Annotated in this window: 12 protein-coding genes; 8 read left to right on the top strand and 4 right to left on the bottom strand. The window is 43.7% G+C overall.

The window, feature by feature from the left end:
* Positions 1-25: 25 nt before the first annotated feature.
* Positions 26-961, bottom strand: coding sequence for a peptidoglycan DD-metalloendopeptidase family protein (locus B9G53_RS19440; protein ID WP_094535124.1), 936 nt, complete (start codon positions 959-961; stop codon positions 26-28).
* Positions 962-1,624: 663 nt separating this feature from the next.
* Between B9G53_RS19440 and B9G53_RS28680 the strand changes: the two genes are divergently transcribed.
* From B9G53_RS28680 to B9G53_RS19420, 3 genes are all read left to right on the top strand, one after another.
* Complete coding sequence (locus tag B9G53_RS28680) at positions 1,625-3,664, top strand: diguanylate cyclase (protein WP_094535122.1); 2,040 nt, start codon at positions 1,625-1,627, stop codon at positions 3,662-3,664.
* 243 nt (positions 3,665-3,907) lie between these two features.
* Complete coding sequence (locus tag B9G53_RS19425) at positions 3,908-5,404, top strand: bifunctional orotidine-5'-phosphate decarboxylase/orotate phosphoribosyltransferase (protein ID WP_094535121.1); 1,497 nt, start codon at positions 3,908-3,910, stop codon at positions 5,402-5,404.
* Between the two features lie 166 nt (positions 5,405-5,570).
* Positions 5,571-6,446: a hypothetical protein gene (locus tag B9G53_RS19420; protein ID WP_094535120.1), complete on the top strand. Its 876-nt coding sequence runs from the start codon at positions 5,571-5,573 to the stop codon at positions 6,444-6,446.
* 93 nt (positions 6,447-6,539) lie between these two features.
* Here B9G53_RS19420 and B9G53_RS19415 read toward each other — a convergent pair whose 3' ends face one another.
* On the bottom strand, positions 6,540-7,100 hold the full coding sequence (locus tag B9G53_RS19415) for a hypothetical protein (protein WP_141211832.1): 561 nt from the start codon (positions 7,098-7,100) through the stop codon (positions 6,540-6,542).
* A gap of 438 nt (positions 7,101-7,538) precedes the next feature.
* Here B9G53_RS19415 and B9G53_RS19410 point away from each other — a divergent pair, with 438 nt between their 5' ends.
* The 5 genes from B9G53_RS19410 (at position 7,539) to cbiT (ending at position 11,886) form a co-directional block, all read left to right on the top strand.
* The gene (locus B9G53_RS19410; protein ID WP_094535118.1) at positions 7,539-7,940 is read left to right on the top strand and encodes a helix-turn-helix transcriptional regulator; all 402 of its coding nucleotides are present in this window, start codon (positions 7,539-7,541) and stop codon (positions 7,938-7,940) included.
* A gap of 226 nt (positions 7,941-8,166) precedes the next feature.
* The gene (locus B9G53_RS19405; protein WP_094535117.1) at positions 8,167-8,979 is read left to right on the top strand and encodes a MerR family transcriptional regulator; all 813 of its coding nucleotides are present in this window, start codon (positions 8,167-8,169) and stop codon (positions 8,977-8,979) included.
* 189 nt (positions 8,980-9,168) lie between these two features.
* Positions 9,169-9,984: a creatininase family protein gene (locus B9G53_RS19400; protein ID WP_094535116.1), complete on the top strand. Its 816-nt coding sequence runs from the start codon at positions 9,169-9,171 to the stop codon at positions 9,982-9,984.
* Entirely contained in the window at positions 9,965-11,197 is a 1,233-nt protein-coding gene (gene ruvB, locus B9G53_RS19395; RefSeq protein ID WP_094535115.1) for a Holliday junction branch migration DNA helicase RuvB, read from the top strand. The genes B9G53_RS19400 and ruvB overlap by 20 nt, the downstream gene beginning before the upstream one ends.
* An 89-nt stretch (positions 11,198-11,286) precedes the next feature.
* On the top strand, positions 11,287-11,886 hold the full coding sequence (gene cbiT, locus B9G53_RS19390) for a precorrin-6Y C5,15-methyltransferase subunit CbiT (protein ID WP_094535114.1): 600 nt from the start codon (positions 11,287-11,289) through the stop codon (positions 11,884-11,886).
* 47 nt (positions 11,887-11,933) lie between these two features.
* On the opposite strand, the gene B9G53_RS19385 is transcribed toward cbiT, so the two are convergent.
* Together B9G53_RS19385 and B9G53_RS19380 are read right to left on the bottom strand one after the other, a co-directional pair.
* Entirely contained in the window at positions 11,934-12,341 is a 408-nt protein-coding gene (locus B9G53_RS19385) for an ISAs1 family transposase (protein WP_254923745.1), read from the bottom strand.
* Positions 12,342-12,725: 384 nt separating this feature from the next.
* Positions 12,726-16,097, bottom strand: a complete 3,372-nt coding sequence (locus B9G53_RS19380) for an efflux RND transporter permease subunit (protein WP_094535112.1) — start codon at positions 16,095-16,097, stop codon at positions 12,726-12,728.
* Positions 16,098-16,103 lie beyond the last annotated feature (6 nt).

Raw genomic sequence — 16,103 nt, 5'->3', positions numbered from 1 at the left:
AGCGCCGCCATTAATTTTTTGATTTTTAATCTTTAAAACTATTAGAGGCTAAATCAAGGGTCACTTGGCGAAGTTGTAAATAATCCATAGGATCGACAGCAGTTCTACCATCGGGTTGAATTTCAAAGTGCAGATGTGGACCCGTGCTGCGTCCTGTTGAGCCGACTTCAGCGATCGCCTGTCCTTTGTTAATAACCTGTCCCTTTGATACGAACACCCTGTTGGTATGGGCATAAAGCGTCAACTCACCGTTCCCATGGCGCAACTCGACAACATTGCCATAGCCATCATCCGTCCATCCTGAATAGGTGACTACACCATCAGCCGCCGCAAAAATCGGTGTACCAGTGGGAGCCGCAAAATCAACACCTTTGTGCAATTTTCTCTGACCTGTGATCGGATGGACTCGCCAACCGAACCCAGAACTAATTGCACCCGTTACAGGCAAAGTGAAATTGGAAACACTATTAAGATCGATCGCCGCAATATTTTGGGGAAGTTGCATCGTCCAACGTCCCGGTTGTCTAGATCTGAGTCGTAAATCTTGAGGATTGAGCGTTACTTCGGGCGAAAGCTCCACCACCATTCTGGTGGTATTGGCATCAACCTGTCCGACGCGCACTGCTTGCACTCCGCGTCCGACGCGCCGCCTTACTGTTGGGCCCTGATAGACAATCCCTGGTAAGTCAATCACAATGCGCGTGGGATTGCTAATCACAGTTCCCTTTGGCTCAATGTCGTTTTTGAGCGAAAACTCGATCTTGCTATCGGTCAAATCATAGACGAAGGTTTCGAGACGATTTGCTTGGGCTGTGGGTGTGGCGATCGCTAAACTACCAGCTAAGCCACACAGAGTCAGTGATAGCAGACGTATATTCAGGGATTTGGATTTATTGGCTACTTTGCGATTAGACAATTCGCGATTAGACAACAAATTAAATGACTGGTGGGAGCGAGACATAAAGTTTTGCATGGGAACGTTGCGCTGTAGGACGGTTGAGAGCAAGCTACAAGCCATACAAAAATGTACAAAAAGCCCTGTAATTCGACTTGTAGAAGGCTAGGGATAATGCTCTGAAGATTTGCGAAACGAGAACGAGTGAGATTCTACATCAATTTTGATGAAATATGACAACTCGCGATTATTAGTCAGATAAAAAGTTGTTTTTGCAGACAAGTACTTGTCTGCAAAAACAACTTTTTATAGCAGATGTCAATCAAGAGAATCAGTTTTTGGTGGCGCGGCTTCGCCGCGCCACCAAAAATATTGCCGAACCCTAAATAATGAAGATCTAAGCGGTATATTTGTTGCAACTTCAAAAAAAACTGCTTGCATCTAAGCTGTTATAGCTATAGACATCAATGTTAAGACAAAGCCAAAACCCAAAAGAGAGTTGCGGCGCGAAGCGCCGCAACTCTCTTTTGGGTTTTATGTCCTGACTTGGCTGGCTATAGCTATAAATTATGAGCTTTGCCTCAAAACTCAGGACTGCGATCGCTAAGCTGCTAGTAAATTACTCAAGTATCCTGCCAGATATCGCATAACCAAATAGGTGGTAACCTCTTGGGTAACTATAGAGGAATATTATTTATTGACTAATCATGCTTTGTCTAGTTGATCTTCATGCAGAAACCTAAACTCCCTAAAAATGAAAGTGATCGCCTAGAAGCTCTCAATCGCTACCATATTCTTGATACCTTACCAGAGCAAGAATATGACGACTTGACGCGACTAGCAGCGGAGATTTGTGGCACACCGATCGCCTTAATATCATTAGTTGATCGTGATCGACAATGGTTTAAGTCAAAAGTGGGTTTGGATGTGTCGGAAACACCACGCGATATCTCCTTTTGTGGTCATGCAGTTGCCGATAGTGCCTTCTTAAATGTTCCTGATACAACCCAAGATATTCGTTTTACTGACAATCCTCTGGTGGCAAAAGATCCGAGTATTCGCTTTTATGCAGGTATGCCCTTAAAGACATCAGATAATTTTACTCTAGGGACTTTGTGTGTCATCGATCACCAGCCTAGAAATCTGACTGAAAAACAAATTCGACAATTAGAATCTCTCAGTCGGCTAGCGATTAGCCAGTTTGAATTGCGCCGCAGTAATGCAACTCGCAAAGCAGCAGAAGATGCGTTAGATGAACAATATAAACGGGAAGTCTTGCTTGCAGAAATCACCCAAAGAATTAGGCAATCTCTTAATTTAGATGCTATTTTCCAAATTGCCGCTCAAGAACTTCGTCAATCTATGAATGCCGATCGCATCGGTATATTTAAGTTCGATCCAGATTCTAACTGCTGCAACGGAGAATTCGTATCTGAATCTGTAATAGCAGGATTTGATTCGGTAATCGCATTGAAGATTTATGATCATTGCTTTGGCGATCAATATGCTGCGTATTATAAAGAAGGTCGCATACAGGTCATAAATAACATTAACGAATCGGGACTTACAGACTGTCATCAAGATATTTTACAGCGATTTCAAGTTATTTCTAATTTAGTAGTCCCCATCATACAAACAGAGAATTTGTGGGGTTTGCTCTGCATTCATCAATGTTCAGCACCACGTCATTGGCAAGACTCCGAGATTAATTTTGCAAGGCGAATTGCTACCCAGTTAGAGATAGCCATTAAACAAGCCAGCTTATTTGAACTGTTAGAACAAGAGCTATTAGAACGAGAAAAGGAAGCCGACTCTAGAAAAATTCTACTGACAGAACTTCAAGAAAGTGAATCCCGATATCGTTCAGTCATTACCAGTATGTCTGAAGGCATCGTATTGCAACAGGCAGACGGGCAAATTACTGCTTGTAATGAAAACGCGGAAAAGATCTTGGGATTATCCGCAGATCAGATGCGAGGGCTTAAGTCCGTTGATTTTGAAAGATCGACAATTCGAGAGGATGGCTCGATTTTTTTGAGTGAAGATCATCCCGCTATGGTTACGCTCAGAACAGGACAACCACAAACCAACGTAATTATGGGAATCTGTAAGGAAGACTGTCCGACAAGATGGATATCGATTAATTCCCAACCTTTACGTCATCCCGATCAGACATCCCCTTATGCTGTAGTAGCTTCTTTTGCCGATATCACAGAAAAAAAATTAGCTCAAGAAATGCTAAAAATGGAAGCGGAGTTAGCTCATGTTAGATCTTTAACTGATGGGTTAACTCAAGTTGCTAATCGGCGCTGTTTTGATGATCGCTTACAAACAGAATGGCAACGTTCAGTAAGAGAAAAACAAAGTCTTTCCCTAATTTTCTTAGATATTGATTATTTCAAACTCTACAATGATTGCTATGGACATCAAGCAGGAGATGCTTGCTTAATTCAAGTCGCACAAACTGCCGCTAGTCAACTCAAACGTCCTACTGATCTTTTTGCCCGTTATGGAGGCGAAGAGTTTGTGGTGATTCTACCCAATACGAATATGGAAGGCGCGATCGCCGTTGTCGAATTAATCCAACATGCTATTCATGATTTAAAAATTCCTCACGAGGCCTCTAAAGTCAGTTCTAATGTGACAATTAGCTTAGGTATTGCCAGCATCATTCCCACACAAGAACAATCTCTTGAAGATCTCATCGCGATCGCCGACAAAAATCTCTATCAGGCAAAACAACAAGGACGTGATCGTTTTTATTGTTAGGCAAGTTAAGTAAGTAGAGGATGGGTTTTATGAACAGTCTACTTTTTGTTTTTTTTATATAACGTGAGTTCGATATAGCCATTTGCGCCGCGCGAAGTGCGGCGCAAATGGCGCAAAATGGTAAAAATTGCTTTGCAATTTTTACCATTTTGCGCTTTTGTCGAACTGACGTTAATATAGTCAGCCGTAGGCGGTATATTTGTTGCAATCTCAAAAACCTGCTTGCATCTAAGCTGTTAAATTATGAGCTTTGCCTCAAAACTCAGGACTGCGATCGCTACTAATCAGAGCATTTTATGTTTGGGACTTGACCCAAATCCTGAAGTGATGCCTGACAAGTACAAGGCAAGATATGACTCGGAAATGAAGTCTGGAGCTTATCCCGATCATGCGGTTGCTTATCTGTGGGAATGGATGAACTTTATCATTCAGTCCACGGCTAATCTGGTCTGTGCCTATAAGCCAACTTTAGGATTTTATACAGCGTTAGGGGCGGGCGGGTTAGAGCTATTAGCCAAAACTTTAGAGGCGATTCCACCAGAAATTCCGATCATACTCGATGCTAAACATACCGATCTCAATAGCAGCACAGTGATTGCGAAGACTGCCTTCGAGCAGTGGGGTGTGGATGCGATTACCCTGAGTCCCTATCTGGGGCAAGATTTAGCGGCGCGATTTTTGATGTATCCCGATAAAGCCATTTTTGTGAGTTGCTATTCATCAAATACAACTGCCCAAGATTTTCAAGAATATCCCAACCTAGAGCAGCCTTTATATCTAAATGTGGTGCAAAATTGTCAAGCTTGGGCAGGAATGGATAATTTAGCCCTAGAAATTGGGGCAGCAAATCCTGAAGCTTTGGCAAAGGTGCGATCGCTGGCTCCTGAGCGCTTAATCTTAGCGAGAAGTATCTGGGCAAATAGTCAAGGTAGTGGTCAGCGCATCGAAAATCTAGCGGCTATTCTCAATGCTGGGCTAGATGCCAATGGTGGTGGCTTAATTTTGCCTGTGAATCAAGATGCTTTGGCAATTGGTGAACCTGCACAATTAGTGAGATCGCTACGGGATGAGGTCAATCAAGCGATCTCTTTGACTACGCATCAACGTCCTACCTGCGATCTGTGGATGCCAAATGTTTGTTTACTCGATCAAGCAGGACATCCCCATTCCAATCTGATCTTGCAGTTGTTTGATATTGGCTGCATTACCTTTGAAGAAACCGTGCAAGCCTCTGGACAAGTTTTCCCCTATTACATCGATTTACGGCGAATTATTTCTAATCCCCAAGTATTTGATGCGGTAATCGGCACGTATGCAGAGATCTTGCAAGATCTGAAATTTGATCGCATTGCAGGAATTCCCTACGGCTCATTACCCACAGCTTCAGGGCTAGCACTGCGTTTAAATTTTCCATTGATTTTCCCGCGTAAAGAGGTGAAAGCCTATGGAGCCAGACGCTTGATTGAGGGAAATTATGAAGCAGGTGAAACTATAGTCGTGGTTGATGATATTTTGATTTCGGGAAAGAGTGCGATCGAAGGAGCGCAAAAAATTGAAAGCTGCGGCTTAAAGGTGCGTGATATCGTCGTATTTATCGATCATGAGTCGGGAGTATGCGATCGCATTCAAGAAAGTGGGTATTCACCCCACGCGGTGTTAAAAATCTCTGAAATAAATGAGACACTATACCAATCTGGGCGTATAACTGAGAAACAATTTCTTGCTTTGTCGCATTCTTAAAGCGCTTTGCGCTCAAACCAAAACCAATAGATTTTTTGAAAGTGTTGCTAAGCAACACTTTCAAAAAATCTATTATGTTTTGGTATAAATATCACGAATATAAATTTGTCGTAGACAAATTTATATTCACAAAACCATCGTTACAGATTATTGATTAGAGTTACGCATGTTCAAAAGAATTAGTCTGTTACTTGTTTCTGCGGCAGTTGCCACGCTTGCACCGATCGCCAATCCTGCACTGGCTGCCCAATCATCGAAACCTGCTCCCGCCGAATTAGAAAATATCGTATTTGCGCTGGACAAGGCTGCCAGCAAGCAAGATATTGAAACGGTGATGAAATATTATGCTCCGACTTTTAATCATTCCGATGGGTTAACCCGCGATCGCTACAAGCAGACATTAAGCGAACTCTGGCAACGTTACAAAAACATTACCTATCGCACTGAAATCTCCAAATGGGAAAAACAAGGAGACTTGATTACTGCGGAAACAGTAACGATGGTGCAAGGGATGCGTGGGGCTGAGAATGACAACTTCAAGTTAGACGCAAGGTTGATTTCGACGCAGACCTATAAAAATATCAATGGACAGTTACAGGTTGTGTCGCAGCAAGTTTTAGCAGAACAGTCTTCATTGAGTACGGGTGATGCCCCTCCACCCGTTAAGTTGAAAGTGCCTGAACTAATCGGCGTAGGTCGGCAGTATGTCCTTGATGCGATCGTCACCGAGCCACTGGGTACGAGTTTATTATTAGGGGCAGCGATCGAAGAACCTGTCGAAGCGAAGAATTATCTAAATGAAAACATGATCAATCTGCGTCCTTTGCGTGCAGGTGGCTTGTTCAAAATTGGTCAGGCTCCTTTTTCTTCAGGCGATCGCTGGATTTCAGTAGTGTTGGTACGTGAGTCGGGCATTACGATCACTAGCCAACGTTTGCGAGTTAGCAAAGATTTCACGGGCAATCAATATACGCCTCTACCTGAACCAGATACGACTCCTAGCCGTGTCCGTCCACGCCCTAACAATGATCAAACTCTCTAATTCAAAAACAGAAAATGGCGTAGCCATTTCTGTTTTTGAAAACCTTACTGGGTTTGGAAATTAATAAAAAAGCACCCTTCGGGTGCTTTTTTATTAATTTCCAAACCGAGAAGGTGGTGGCTCGACTTTAAAAATCGTCTTCCAAGCTTCTACTGTGCCTGCACCAATGGGAAAGTCAGTGGTTTGATCATTGTTCCACACAGCCCGAATCGTCGTATTGCCTGCGGGTAAACTTGCTAGAGCGGCGGATAGCTCAGGATCAACCTCACCGTCGGTATAGGTGTAAATCTTGCCTTGAACACTAAATAAAAGCGCCTTGGGCGATCGCGATCGCTCTCTTTTTTCATAAACAGGCTCTTGATCGCTATAGCGTTGATTAATGTAGCGATCGTGATGCCAAACACGACGATTTTTCCATACGCGGCGATAACCGACTACATCTGACCAATATTCCGTATATGTTGCTTTAATTCCCTGCTTTGACCAACTGGAAACAAAGGCAAAATCATCGCTAAAGTGCTTGTCATAAACAAGTTTTCCGTCAAAGGGATTCTCAACAACATTCGACCAAGATACATCAGCATTTTGGTTCACTGATGCAGGTGTTACTGCAAAAGCACTAGGGGCGATCGCCAACAGTAGACCGATGCTCATTCCCCAAGCACTAATTCTCCAATCTAAGTATTTGTGGCGCATAGTAAGCTAAATAAATGAATAATTGGGACAAAATAGAATATGAATTTTTATATTTGCCCTGCTTTCTAACTTAAATCTAATACCAAATTCACAAAAGTGTGACCACACTTTTGTGAATTAAAAATCAAACTCCTACATAAGGGTTTTGTTGTAAAGTAAGGAACCGATTTTTGATAGCGCGGCGAATCTACGCTATCAAAAATTTGGTTCCTTATTGAATTACACTACCCTAAATTATATAGATGCTCTTGATCAGTCCTTTGTTCCTATGTTCTCTAAGTTAGAGACATCACAAAGCGCTGCCTCTAAGTCCCTGTTTCTTGCTCTATCCATATCACTATATGGCAATATGCTATAGTCAGTATATACAATTAAAGATTACTTACTTTCAAAACTATGACCTTAAATTCTTCTGCCCTGACTCAAGTTGCCGATTACTTTAAAGTGTTGTCGGAACTCAGCCGATTGCAGGTATTGTGTTCCCTGAAGTCTGGCTCGAAGAATGTCACAGAAATTATGGAAGAAACGGGATTAGGACAAGCCAATGTTTCTAAACATCTGAAAATATTAGCTCAGGCTGGAATTGTTTCGCGAACTCCTCAAGGAGTCAGTGTTTATTATGCGATCGTGGAACCATTCATTTTTGATTTATGTGAATTGGTAGGCGATCGCCTTTCTATTCGTTTGGAAGAACAGTCTCAACAACTAAAGCAATTAGAAGGATTAAGGAGATCTGAACCTGTCGCGGCGGTAGGACGAAAGAATTCTAAAAAAGTTAAATCAAAAAGTTATGCCTAAAAACTTCTGTAAGTAAAAGTTCTGCAATTTCATAAGGAACCGATTTGGATCGCGTGGCGAAGATGCACGATCAAAATCGGTTCCTTATTTTACAGTGAAGCCCTTATGAAATTGAGTAAACCCAAAGAAGTGCGGCGCTCAGCGCCGCACTTCTTTGGGTTTATCCTTGACTCTACCCTTAGGGGATAGTGTGTAATCACAACAAGAGGTTGATGAGGTCAACGAAATGCTCAAAATTGGAGATTTTTCTAAACTCAGTCAGGTGTCTATTAAAGCCCTACGCCTCTATGACGAAATGGGTTTACTCAAGCCAATCACCGTCGATCGCTTTACGGGATATCGCTTTTATTCTGCGAGTCAATTACCCAGACTCAATCGTATCCTTGCCTTCAAAGATTTGGGATTCTCTTTAGAGCAAATTTCTCAACTGCTAAATGAAGAGATTTCTCCTGAACAGATGCGCGGAATGTTGCGGCTGAAGCAAGCTGATTTGCAACAGCAGATTGAGGAGGAACAAGCGCGATTGGTGAGAGTAGCAGCCCGCCTTAAACAAATAGAACAGGAGGATGTTATGTCTGATTACGAAGTTGTGATTAAGAAGTTTGAACCGATTACAGTTGCTTCAATTCGCGAGATTTTGCCTCATTATTTTGAGATCGCTAAGCTCTTTCAAGAGCTATATCAGTATCTCGCACAGCATGGAGTTACCAAGTTTGACTATGATGCTGGGATCTGGCATGATTCTGGCTACAAGGAGAGCGATGTTGATGCTGAGGCAGTTGTGTCTGTACCTGCTTCGGTAAAAGGGAGCGATCGCATCAAGGTCTATGAGCTTCAGGGATATGAGGCGATCGCCTGTGTGGTTCATCATGGTAGCTACAGCACTCTTAACAATGGTTATCAATATTTGCTAACTTGGATTGAGAATAATGGCTATCGTTGCATCGGCGCAAACCGTGAGTTCTATATTCAAGGTGGCGTTGAGCTAGACAATGAGTCTTACATTACCGAGATTCAATTCCCAGTCGAGAAAATTTAAGTGCTAAGCTCTGTAGGGTTGCCATACAGTCGGCTTCACAAGAGATTTTTTGAAAGTGTGGCAGTAACACTTTCAAAAAATCTTTTAGTTTGAATTTGAGCGCAAAGCGCTATAAAGCCCAAACCCAGTAAGGGTTTTCAAAATACAAAATAGCGTAGCCACTCTGTGTTTTGGTATAAAATATTGACTATGAATTATTTTCCTGCTCATCGATATTTTGCTTACCTTACTTCGCCAGCGATCGCCTCAATGCCAGATAAGCAAAACGTGGTGATTATTCAACCCATGGGGGCGATTGAGCAGCATGGCGCACATTTGCCATTGATCGTTGATGCGGCGATTAGTATTGGGGTATTGGCAAGGGCTTTAGAAAAATTAGATTCAGCGATTCCCGCCTATGCTTTGCCCCCTCTATATTATGGTAAGTCGAATGAACATAGTACTTTTGCAGGCACAATCACAATGCGATCGCAGACAATGTTGGCAGTTTTAACCGATATTGCCGAAAGTGTCTATCGAGCAGGATTTCGGAAGTTGGCTCTGATGAATTCTCACGGGGGACAGCCGCAGATTTTGGAAATAATTGCTCGCGATCTCCATGAGAAATATGCCGACTTTTCGATTTTTCCGCTCTTTACTTGGCGCGTTCCCAATGTGGCTAAAGATTTATTGACTGAAAAAGAATTAGAATTTGGAATTCATGGTGGTGATGCCGAAACCAGTCTGATGTTGGCGCTTTTGCCTGAACAGGTACAAATGGACAAGGCAGTTACCGAATATCCCTATGGATTGCCTGAAAATAGTTTACTGAGTATGGAATCAGCAAACCCTTTTGCATGGGTGATGCGCGATTTGACGAGAAGTGGGGTGTTGGGGGATGCCAAGGCGGCGACCAAAGAAAAAGGTGAGAAAATTCTTGATTCTTTAGTTGATGGTTGGGTGCAATTGATCGAAGATATTTATAAATTTGAGCAACCGAAGGCGTATGGCAATCATCTCCTCTAAACCAAATCCAAATCCTGAAGGCGATCGCCTTGCGAATCAGGTTGACTCTCAAAATCCATCGGACGCAATTTCTGAAAAGACTGCGGGTAAAAAAGCAACTCCCCGATCTCCTAAAAAATCCACCAAAAAAGAAGTAACATCGCCCGAAATGCAACAGGCGTTAGATTTGCTGCAAGCGGAAGCCACGCCAGAGGAGAAATTAGAGGATCAACTAGCAAAAGATGCTCCTGCTCAAGTTTCGGTTGATATTAATATCCGTCCCAAAAATCTCGAAGACTATATTGGACAGAAAGATTTAAAGGAGTTGCTCCATATTGCGATCGCGGCGGCAAAGTCGCGATCATCAGCCCTCGATCATTTGCTGTTATATGGTCCTCCCGGATTAGGGAAAACTTCTCTGGCGCTAATCATCGCTCAGGAAATGGGCGTGCAATGCAAAATCACCTCGGCTCCAGCCCTAGAGCGTCCCCGTGATGTCGCTGGTCTATTGGTTTCTCTGCAACAGGGAGACATTCTCTTTATTGATGAAATCCATCGTTTGCCAAGCGTGACCGAAGAGATTCTCTATCCTGCGATGGAAGATTATCGCCTTGACATTACGATTGGGAAAGGACAAGGGGCAAGGATTCGCAGTGTGCAGTTAAATAAATTTACGCTGATTGGCGCGACTACGAGAATTGGGGCTTTATCTTCACCATTGCGCGATCGCTTTGGCTTTGTGCAACATTTCCGTTTCTATGAGCAGGATGAACTAACACAAATTGTGTCCCGCAGTGCCAAGATTCTAGAGACTCCAATCCATGACGATGGTGCGATCGCGATCGCTGCAAGATCAAGAGGTACGCCTCGGATTGCTAATCGGCTCTTAAAGCGAGTGCGGGACTATGCCGAAGTTAAGGCTAAGGGCGAACATATTACAGGGGCGATCGCGGAGTCAGCATTGGAATTATTTAATGTTGATCCGAAAGGACTCGATTGGATTGATCGCAAATTGCTAACGGTGTTAATTGAGAACTTTAATGGTGGTCCCGCAGGTTTGGATACCTTGGCGGCGGCGACAGGTGAGGATGCTCATACGATTGAAGAAGTGTATGAGCCGTACTTATTACAGATTGGCTATATCAATCGCACGCCTCGCGGACGGGTGGCTACGGCAGCCGCATGGAAACATTTGGGCTATCCTGTGCAAACAGCGATCGCAGGTTTGTTATAGCCCACATTCTACTCTCAAAAGAAGGGGAAAATAATTAGGGTAGAAAAACGCTATATTTATCATGTTTAACCATCCCGTGCGCGAAGCTCATGTCTGAACCTATCTGGTCCTATGTCACCCCTGGTATACCTGACGAATTATTCGATCGCTTGCCAGGAATACCGATGAGCAAATGTGAAACAAGACTGTTAATTATTGGTCAGTTACGGCTCAAGGCTGACTCAGTACTATGGGATATTGGTGCAGGTACAGGGACAATCCCCATTGAGACGGGTTTGCTATGTCCTCAGGGTAAAATTGTAGCGATCGAGCGTGATGAAGATGTGGCAGGATTGATTGACAAGAATTGCCAGAAATTTGGCGTGAATAATGTCGAAATTAAAATTGGTAGTGCGCCAGAATGTCTTACTAGTCTGACGACTAACCCCGATCGCATTTGTATTGAAGGTGGGCGATCAGTATCGGAAATTCTAGAATATTGTTGGGAGCGTTTGCAAATTGATGGTAGGGCAATCGCAACTACAAATAGTCTGGAGGGTTTATATGCAATTTCTGAAAGTTTTGCCAAACTACAAGCGCGAAATGTAGAAGTAGTGCAGTCCTCGGTAAACCGCTTAGAAACTCGCGGCAACCGTCAAGTCTTTGCTGCTGTTAGTCCGATGTTTATTATTAGCGGCGAAAAACTGTAACCCCCTTTAATTCCCCAAGACTATTTCAAGAAAGAGCTAGAGAGATTTTAAGAAAGTAAAGACAAGATAGCAGGTAAATTATGTGCAAAATAGTCAATAGCACCTTTCATTGATTCAAAGCCATTATTTCTAAATATAGAAAGCACCCAAGTCCTAATAATCGATAGATTAATCGGTGTTTTACCTGCTCTTTGCTTACTCTGATCTTCATTGAAAATGACATCTTTTACCCAATGTAAGCGATTTTCAATATGCCAATGCTGTCTAATTACTTTGGCAATCCTAGTTGAAGTAGGAGTAAGAGAACTGATGTAGTAGCTTAGAGTACTGAAAGCAATACCATCTCTAACTCCTGAACGAGTAACTCTAATCACCGAAAGCACTTTTTGCCAACTTGGGTGGATATCTGGTGGTGGTGTAAATACCTCTACCATTCTCTTAACTTTTCGTCCGATAAGTCGTCTTCAACTTTAACTTGGACTGGTTTTGCTTGCTCAGTATGCGCTTGAATCGCTGCTTGTAGTTTTGGTTGATTTTTCTTGACTTTGATTATGTAGTCATTTTTGCTAACGACAATCGCTTCGACTGTTTTTTTTGACAGTGTAAAGCATCCATCGTAAATACATGATTTTCTAACTTAAGCTGTGATAGCAACTGTTGAATGACGCTAATCTCACTCTCTTTTTTGTTTTCCATCACCCCTGTGACGATCATAGTGTTAGGCGGCGCGAAGCGCCGCCTAACACTATTTGGGTTTTGATTTGTCCTAACAAGAATGGCGACAGCTATAGCACTGGCATTTGAGGGGGATCTCTTAAAATCGTTTTTTAAATGTGATTTTAGCTATCAACACTAGCGATCGCCATTTCCTGTTCCTCCTCGGCAGATTCTAAAATCGGTGGTTTCTTATTGCGCCAGAGTTTGTAATAAAGAATTGGAACCGCCGATCGCGAAAGTAGCAAGGATGCAACTTCACCTGCCATCAGCGAGATCGCTAAACCTTGGAAGATTGGATCAGCAAGAATAATTGCCGAGCCAACAATTACCGCCGCCGCCGTGAGTAACATTGGACGGAACCGCACAGCTCCTGCATCAATAACAGCTTCTTCGAGGGGCATTCCTTCCTTAAGGCGCAACTCAATAAAATCAACGAGAATAATCGAGTTGCGTACCACAATTCCTGCACCTGCAATAAAGCCAATCATTGAGGTCGCCGTAAAGAAGGAACCCATCAACCAGTGGGCAGGCATAATCCCGACGAGGGAGAAGGGAATAGCGACCATGATTGCTAGGGGCGTGGTGAAGGATTGGAACCAACCGACCACTAGAGCGTAAATCAACAGCATCACCACCGCAAAGGCAATACTCAGATCGCGGAAGACTTCATAGGTGACTTGCCATTCGCCATCCCATTTCATGGAATAGGTTTCCGTGGTGGGAGGTTGTTCGGTGAGATAGGTCTTGATTTTTTCACCTGTGGGAGGTGTTAATTTATCGATCTGTGGTTGTAAAGCCAGCATCGCATAGACAGAACTTTCTACACGACCTGACACATCGCCTAACACATAGACAACGGGCTGAAGATTTTTGTGATAAATACTGGTGTCAACTGTAGCCGTTTCGGTTTTAACAAGGGAACTGAGGGGAACTAGATTTCCATTGATGCCCTTGACATTGAGAGCCTTGAGATCTTCTAGACTAGTGCGGCTAGACTGACTAAAGCGGAGATTGATCGTCACATCTTCACGGGAGTTTTCATCATGGAGTAAGCCCACATTCTGCCCAGAAATTGCCATTTGCAAAACTTGGGAAATTTGGGCGGGACTGATGCCATTTAAAGATGCTTTTTCGCGATCGATTACTAAGTGATAATCCGTTTGGGGCGATTCCACATACCAATCCACATCCACCACACCATCGGTGGATTTATATAATCGATAGATTTCTTTAGCAACTTCGATTTGTCCTTGGTAATTAGGTCCATAGACTTCCGTAACTAGGGTTTGCAGTACGGGAGGACCTGGGGGAATTTCGGCAACTTGAATCCGCGCACTGTAGCGATCGCCGATTTCCTTGAGCTTAGGACGAATTGCCTTGGCGATATCATGGCTCTGACGTTTGCGCTCTTCTCGCGGTAAAAAATTGACCTGAATATCGGCAACGTTAGCACCTGATCGCAAAAAGTAATGGCGCACTAACCCGTTGAAATTATAGGGGGAAGATGTACCAACATAGCTTTGATAATGGGTAACTTCGGGTACAGAAGCAAGGTATTGTCCTAGTTCGCGCGTTACTCTTGCAGTTTGCTCAAGGGTCGTGCCTTCAGGCATATTGACCACCACTTGCAATTCGCTCTTGTTATCAAAGGGGAGCATCTTCAGGATCACCAATTTGAATCCTGCCAGCCCCACTACAATCACCACTAAAGCCAGTGTTGTCGCAATTAGAAACGTCGTTCCCTTTTTGGGATAATGCACCAAAGGATACATAAAGCGGCGATAGAGCTTGCTGAGAGCATCTTCCTCACCCTCTTGATGTCCGCCATGACTGCCGCCTGTAAACACTTTCATCGTTGTCCAAGGTACGACGATGAAAGCTACTAAAGCCGAGAAAATCATCGCTGCTGAAGCTCCCAAAGGAATTGGGCGCATATAGGGACCCATCAACCCGCCTACAAATGCCATCGGTAAGATCGCTGCAATCACCGCTACCGTTGCCAAAATTGTGGGATTGCCCACTTCATCAACGGCTTCAAGGACAATTTGTCGCAAAGTGCGCTGACGATTGGGAGAATATTTTAAACGAGTTTTATTTTCAGGGAGTTCCAAATGACGACCGACATTTTCTACGACCACGATCGCATCATCAACGAGAATGCCAATCGAGAAGATCAAGGCAAAGAAGGTAACACGATTGAGAGAGAATCCGTAAAAGACAAAACTGGCAAGGGTCAGCGCTAAGGTGACAGGGATCGATACCGCCACGACGATCGCTTCTCTTCGACCCATAGCAAACCACATTAGCAACGTTACCGAACCAACCGCAATCAGCATATGAAATAGCAACTCATTGGAGCGTTCAGCAGCCGTCTCGCCATAGTCGCGGGTAACCGTCAAATTAATATTATTAGGAAGATAGTTGTGCTTAATCTCATCTAATTTATGTAAAACCCGATGGGAAACTTGAATGGCGTTTGCACCTCCACGTTTAGCGATCGCGATCGTTACGGCTTCAGTTTCCCCCTTATGCTTGGTGATTTTGGCTTCCTTCTTGTCCTTTTGAGAAACATCTTTAGCAGTATGTTCTTGGGCAACATCGCCATAGCCAAACAAGACATAACTGGCAGGTTCTTCCGCACCATCGGTAATTGTGGCAACATCCCGCAAATATACGGGCTGATTATTAGCCACCGCTACGACTAGCCCTTTCGCATCTTCAGGCGATCGGATAAAACTTTGAGTTCGCACCAAAAAGGATTGATTGTTTTGGCTCAAAGCCCCACCCGCTAATTCTGAGTTTTGGGACTGAAAGGCTTGGGAGATTTCTAGAGGTGTGAGTCCATAGGCTTTTAGGCGAGTGGGATCGAGTTCTACCCGCAATTGGCGCTTCTGTCCACCGATGATCGTCGTTTCTGAAACATCGGGAACTTGCTTGATTTGCTCATCCAATTGCGCCGCAATCTGCCGTAATTCCGTGCCTGAAACCCCATCTCCTGATAGGGTTAGGGCTAGAATTGGTACATCATTAATCGCTCGTGACTTAATGAGAGGTTGAGAAACTCCCGCAGGAATTTTGTCAAAATTGGCATAGAGCTTGTTGTAAAGCTGAACAATAGAATCTTCCGTATTCTGTCCAACTATAAACCTGACGATGACTAAAGATGAACCCGGCCGCGAGGTGGAGTAAACATATTCCACTCCGGGCAATTCTTTAATCAATTTCTCCATCGGTGCTGTGACGCGCTGTTCCACGTCCTTCGCCGAAGCTCCCGGCATCTGCACAAACACATCCGCCATTGGTACGGTAATTTGCGGTTCTTCTTCCCGTGGCAACATCAGGGTTGCACCAATCCCCAACAGGATCGCCACAATGATAATCAATGGGGTCAGCTTGGAGTCGATGAATTGCTTCGCCAGTTGACCAACAAAACCAAGTTTGTGACGGGGTGGCGGCGATTGAGAACCATTTTGACCGTTTGGTGAATCCTGCATAATTTT

It is taken from the genome of Pseudanabaena sp. SR411 (assembly GCF_002251945.1).
GTDB lineage: Bacteria > Cyanobacteriota > Cyanobacteriia > Pseudanabaenales > Pseudanabaenaceae > Pseudanabaena.
This window is presented reverse-complemented; position numbering and strand designations above follow the sequence as displayed.

What these genes read in the sequence shown, in the direction of transcription:
- B9G53_RS19415 (WP_141211832.1), bottom strand. Translation starts at nt 7,100, where the DNA reads ATGAGCATCGGTCTACTGTTGGCGATCGCCCCTAGTGCTTTTGCAGTA.
- B9G53_RS19405 (WP_094535117.1), top strand. Translation starts at nt 8,167, where the DNA reads ATGCTCAAAATTGGAGATTTTTCTAAACTCAGTCAGGTGTCTATTAAA.
- B9G53_RS19425 (WP_094535121.1), top strand. Translation starts at nt 3,908, where the DNA reads ATGAGCTTTGCCTCAAAACTCAGGACTGCGATCGCTACTAATCAGAGC.
- B9G53_RS19380 (WP_094535112.1), bottom strand. Translation starts at nt 16,097, where the DNA reads ATGCAGGATTCACCAAACGGTCAAAATGGTTCTCAATCGCCGCCACCC.
- B9G53_RS19400 (WP_094535116.1), top strand. Translation starts at nt 9,169, where the DNA reads ATGAATTATTTTCCTGCTCATCGATATTTTGCTTACCTTACTTCGCCA.
- ruvB (WP_094535115.1), top strand. Translation starts at nt 9,965, where the DNA reads ATGGCAATCATCTCCTCTAAACCAAATCCAAATCCTGAAGGCGATCGC.
- B9G53_RS19420 (WP_094535120.1), top strand. Translation starts at nt 5,571, where the DNA reads ATGTTCAAAAGAATTAGTCTGTTACTTGTTTCTGCGGCAGTTGCCACG.
- B9G53_RS19410 (WP_094535118.1), top strand. Translation starts at nt 7,539, where the DNA reads ATGACCTTAAATTCTTCTGCCCTGACTCAAGTTGCCGATTACTTTAAA.
- B9G53_RS19440 (WP_094535124.1), bottom strand. Translation starts at nt 961, where the DNA reads ATGTCTCGCTCCCACCAGTCATTTAATTTGTTGTCTAATCGCGAATTG.
- cbiT (WP_094535114.1), top strand. Translation starts at nt 11,287, where the DNA reads ATGTCTGAACCTATCTGGTCCTATGTCACCCCTGGTATACCTGACGAA.
- B9G53_RS28680 (WP_094535122.1), top strand. Translation starts at nt 1,625, where the DNA reads ATGCAGAAACCTAAACTCCCTAAAAATGAAAGTGATCGCCTAGAAGCT.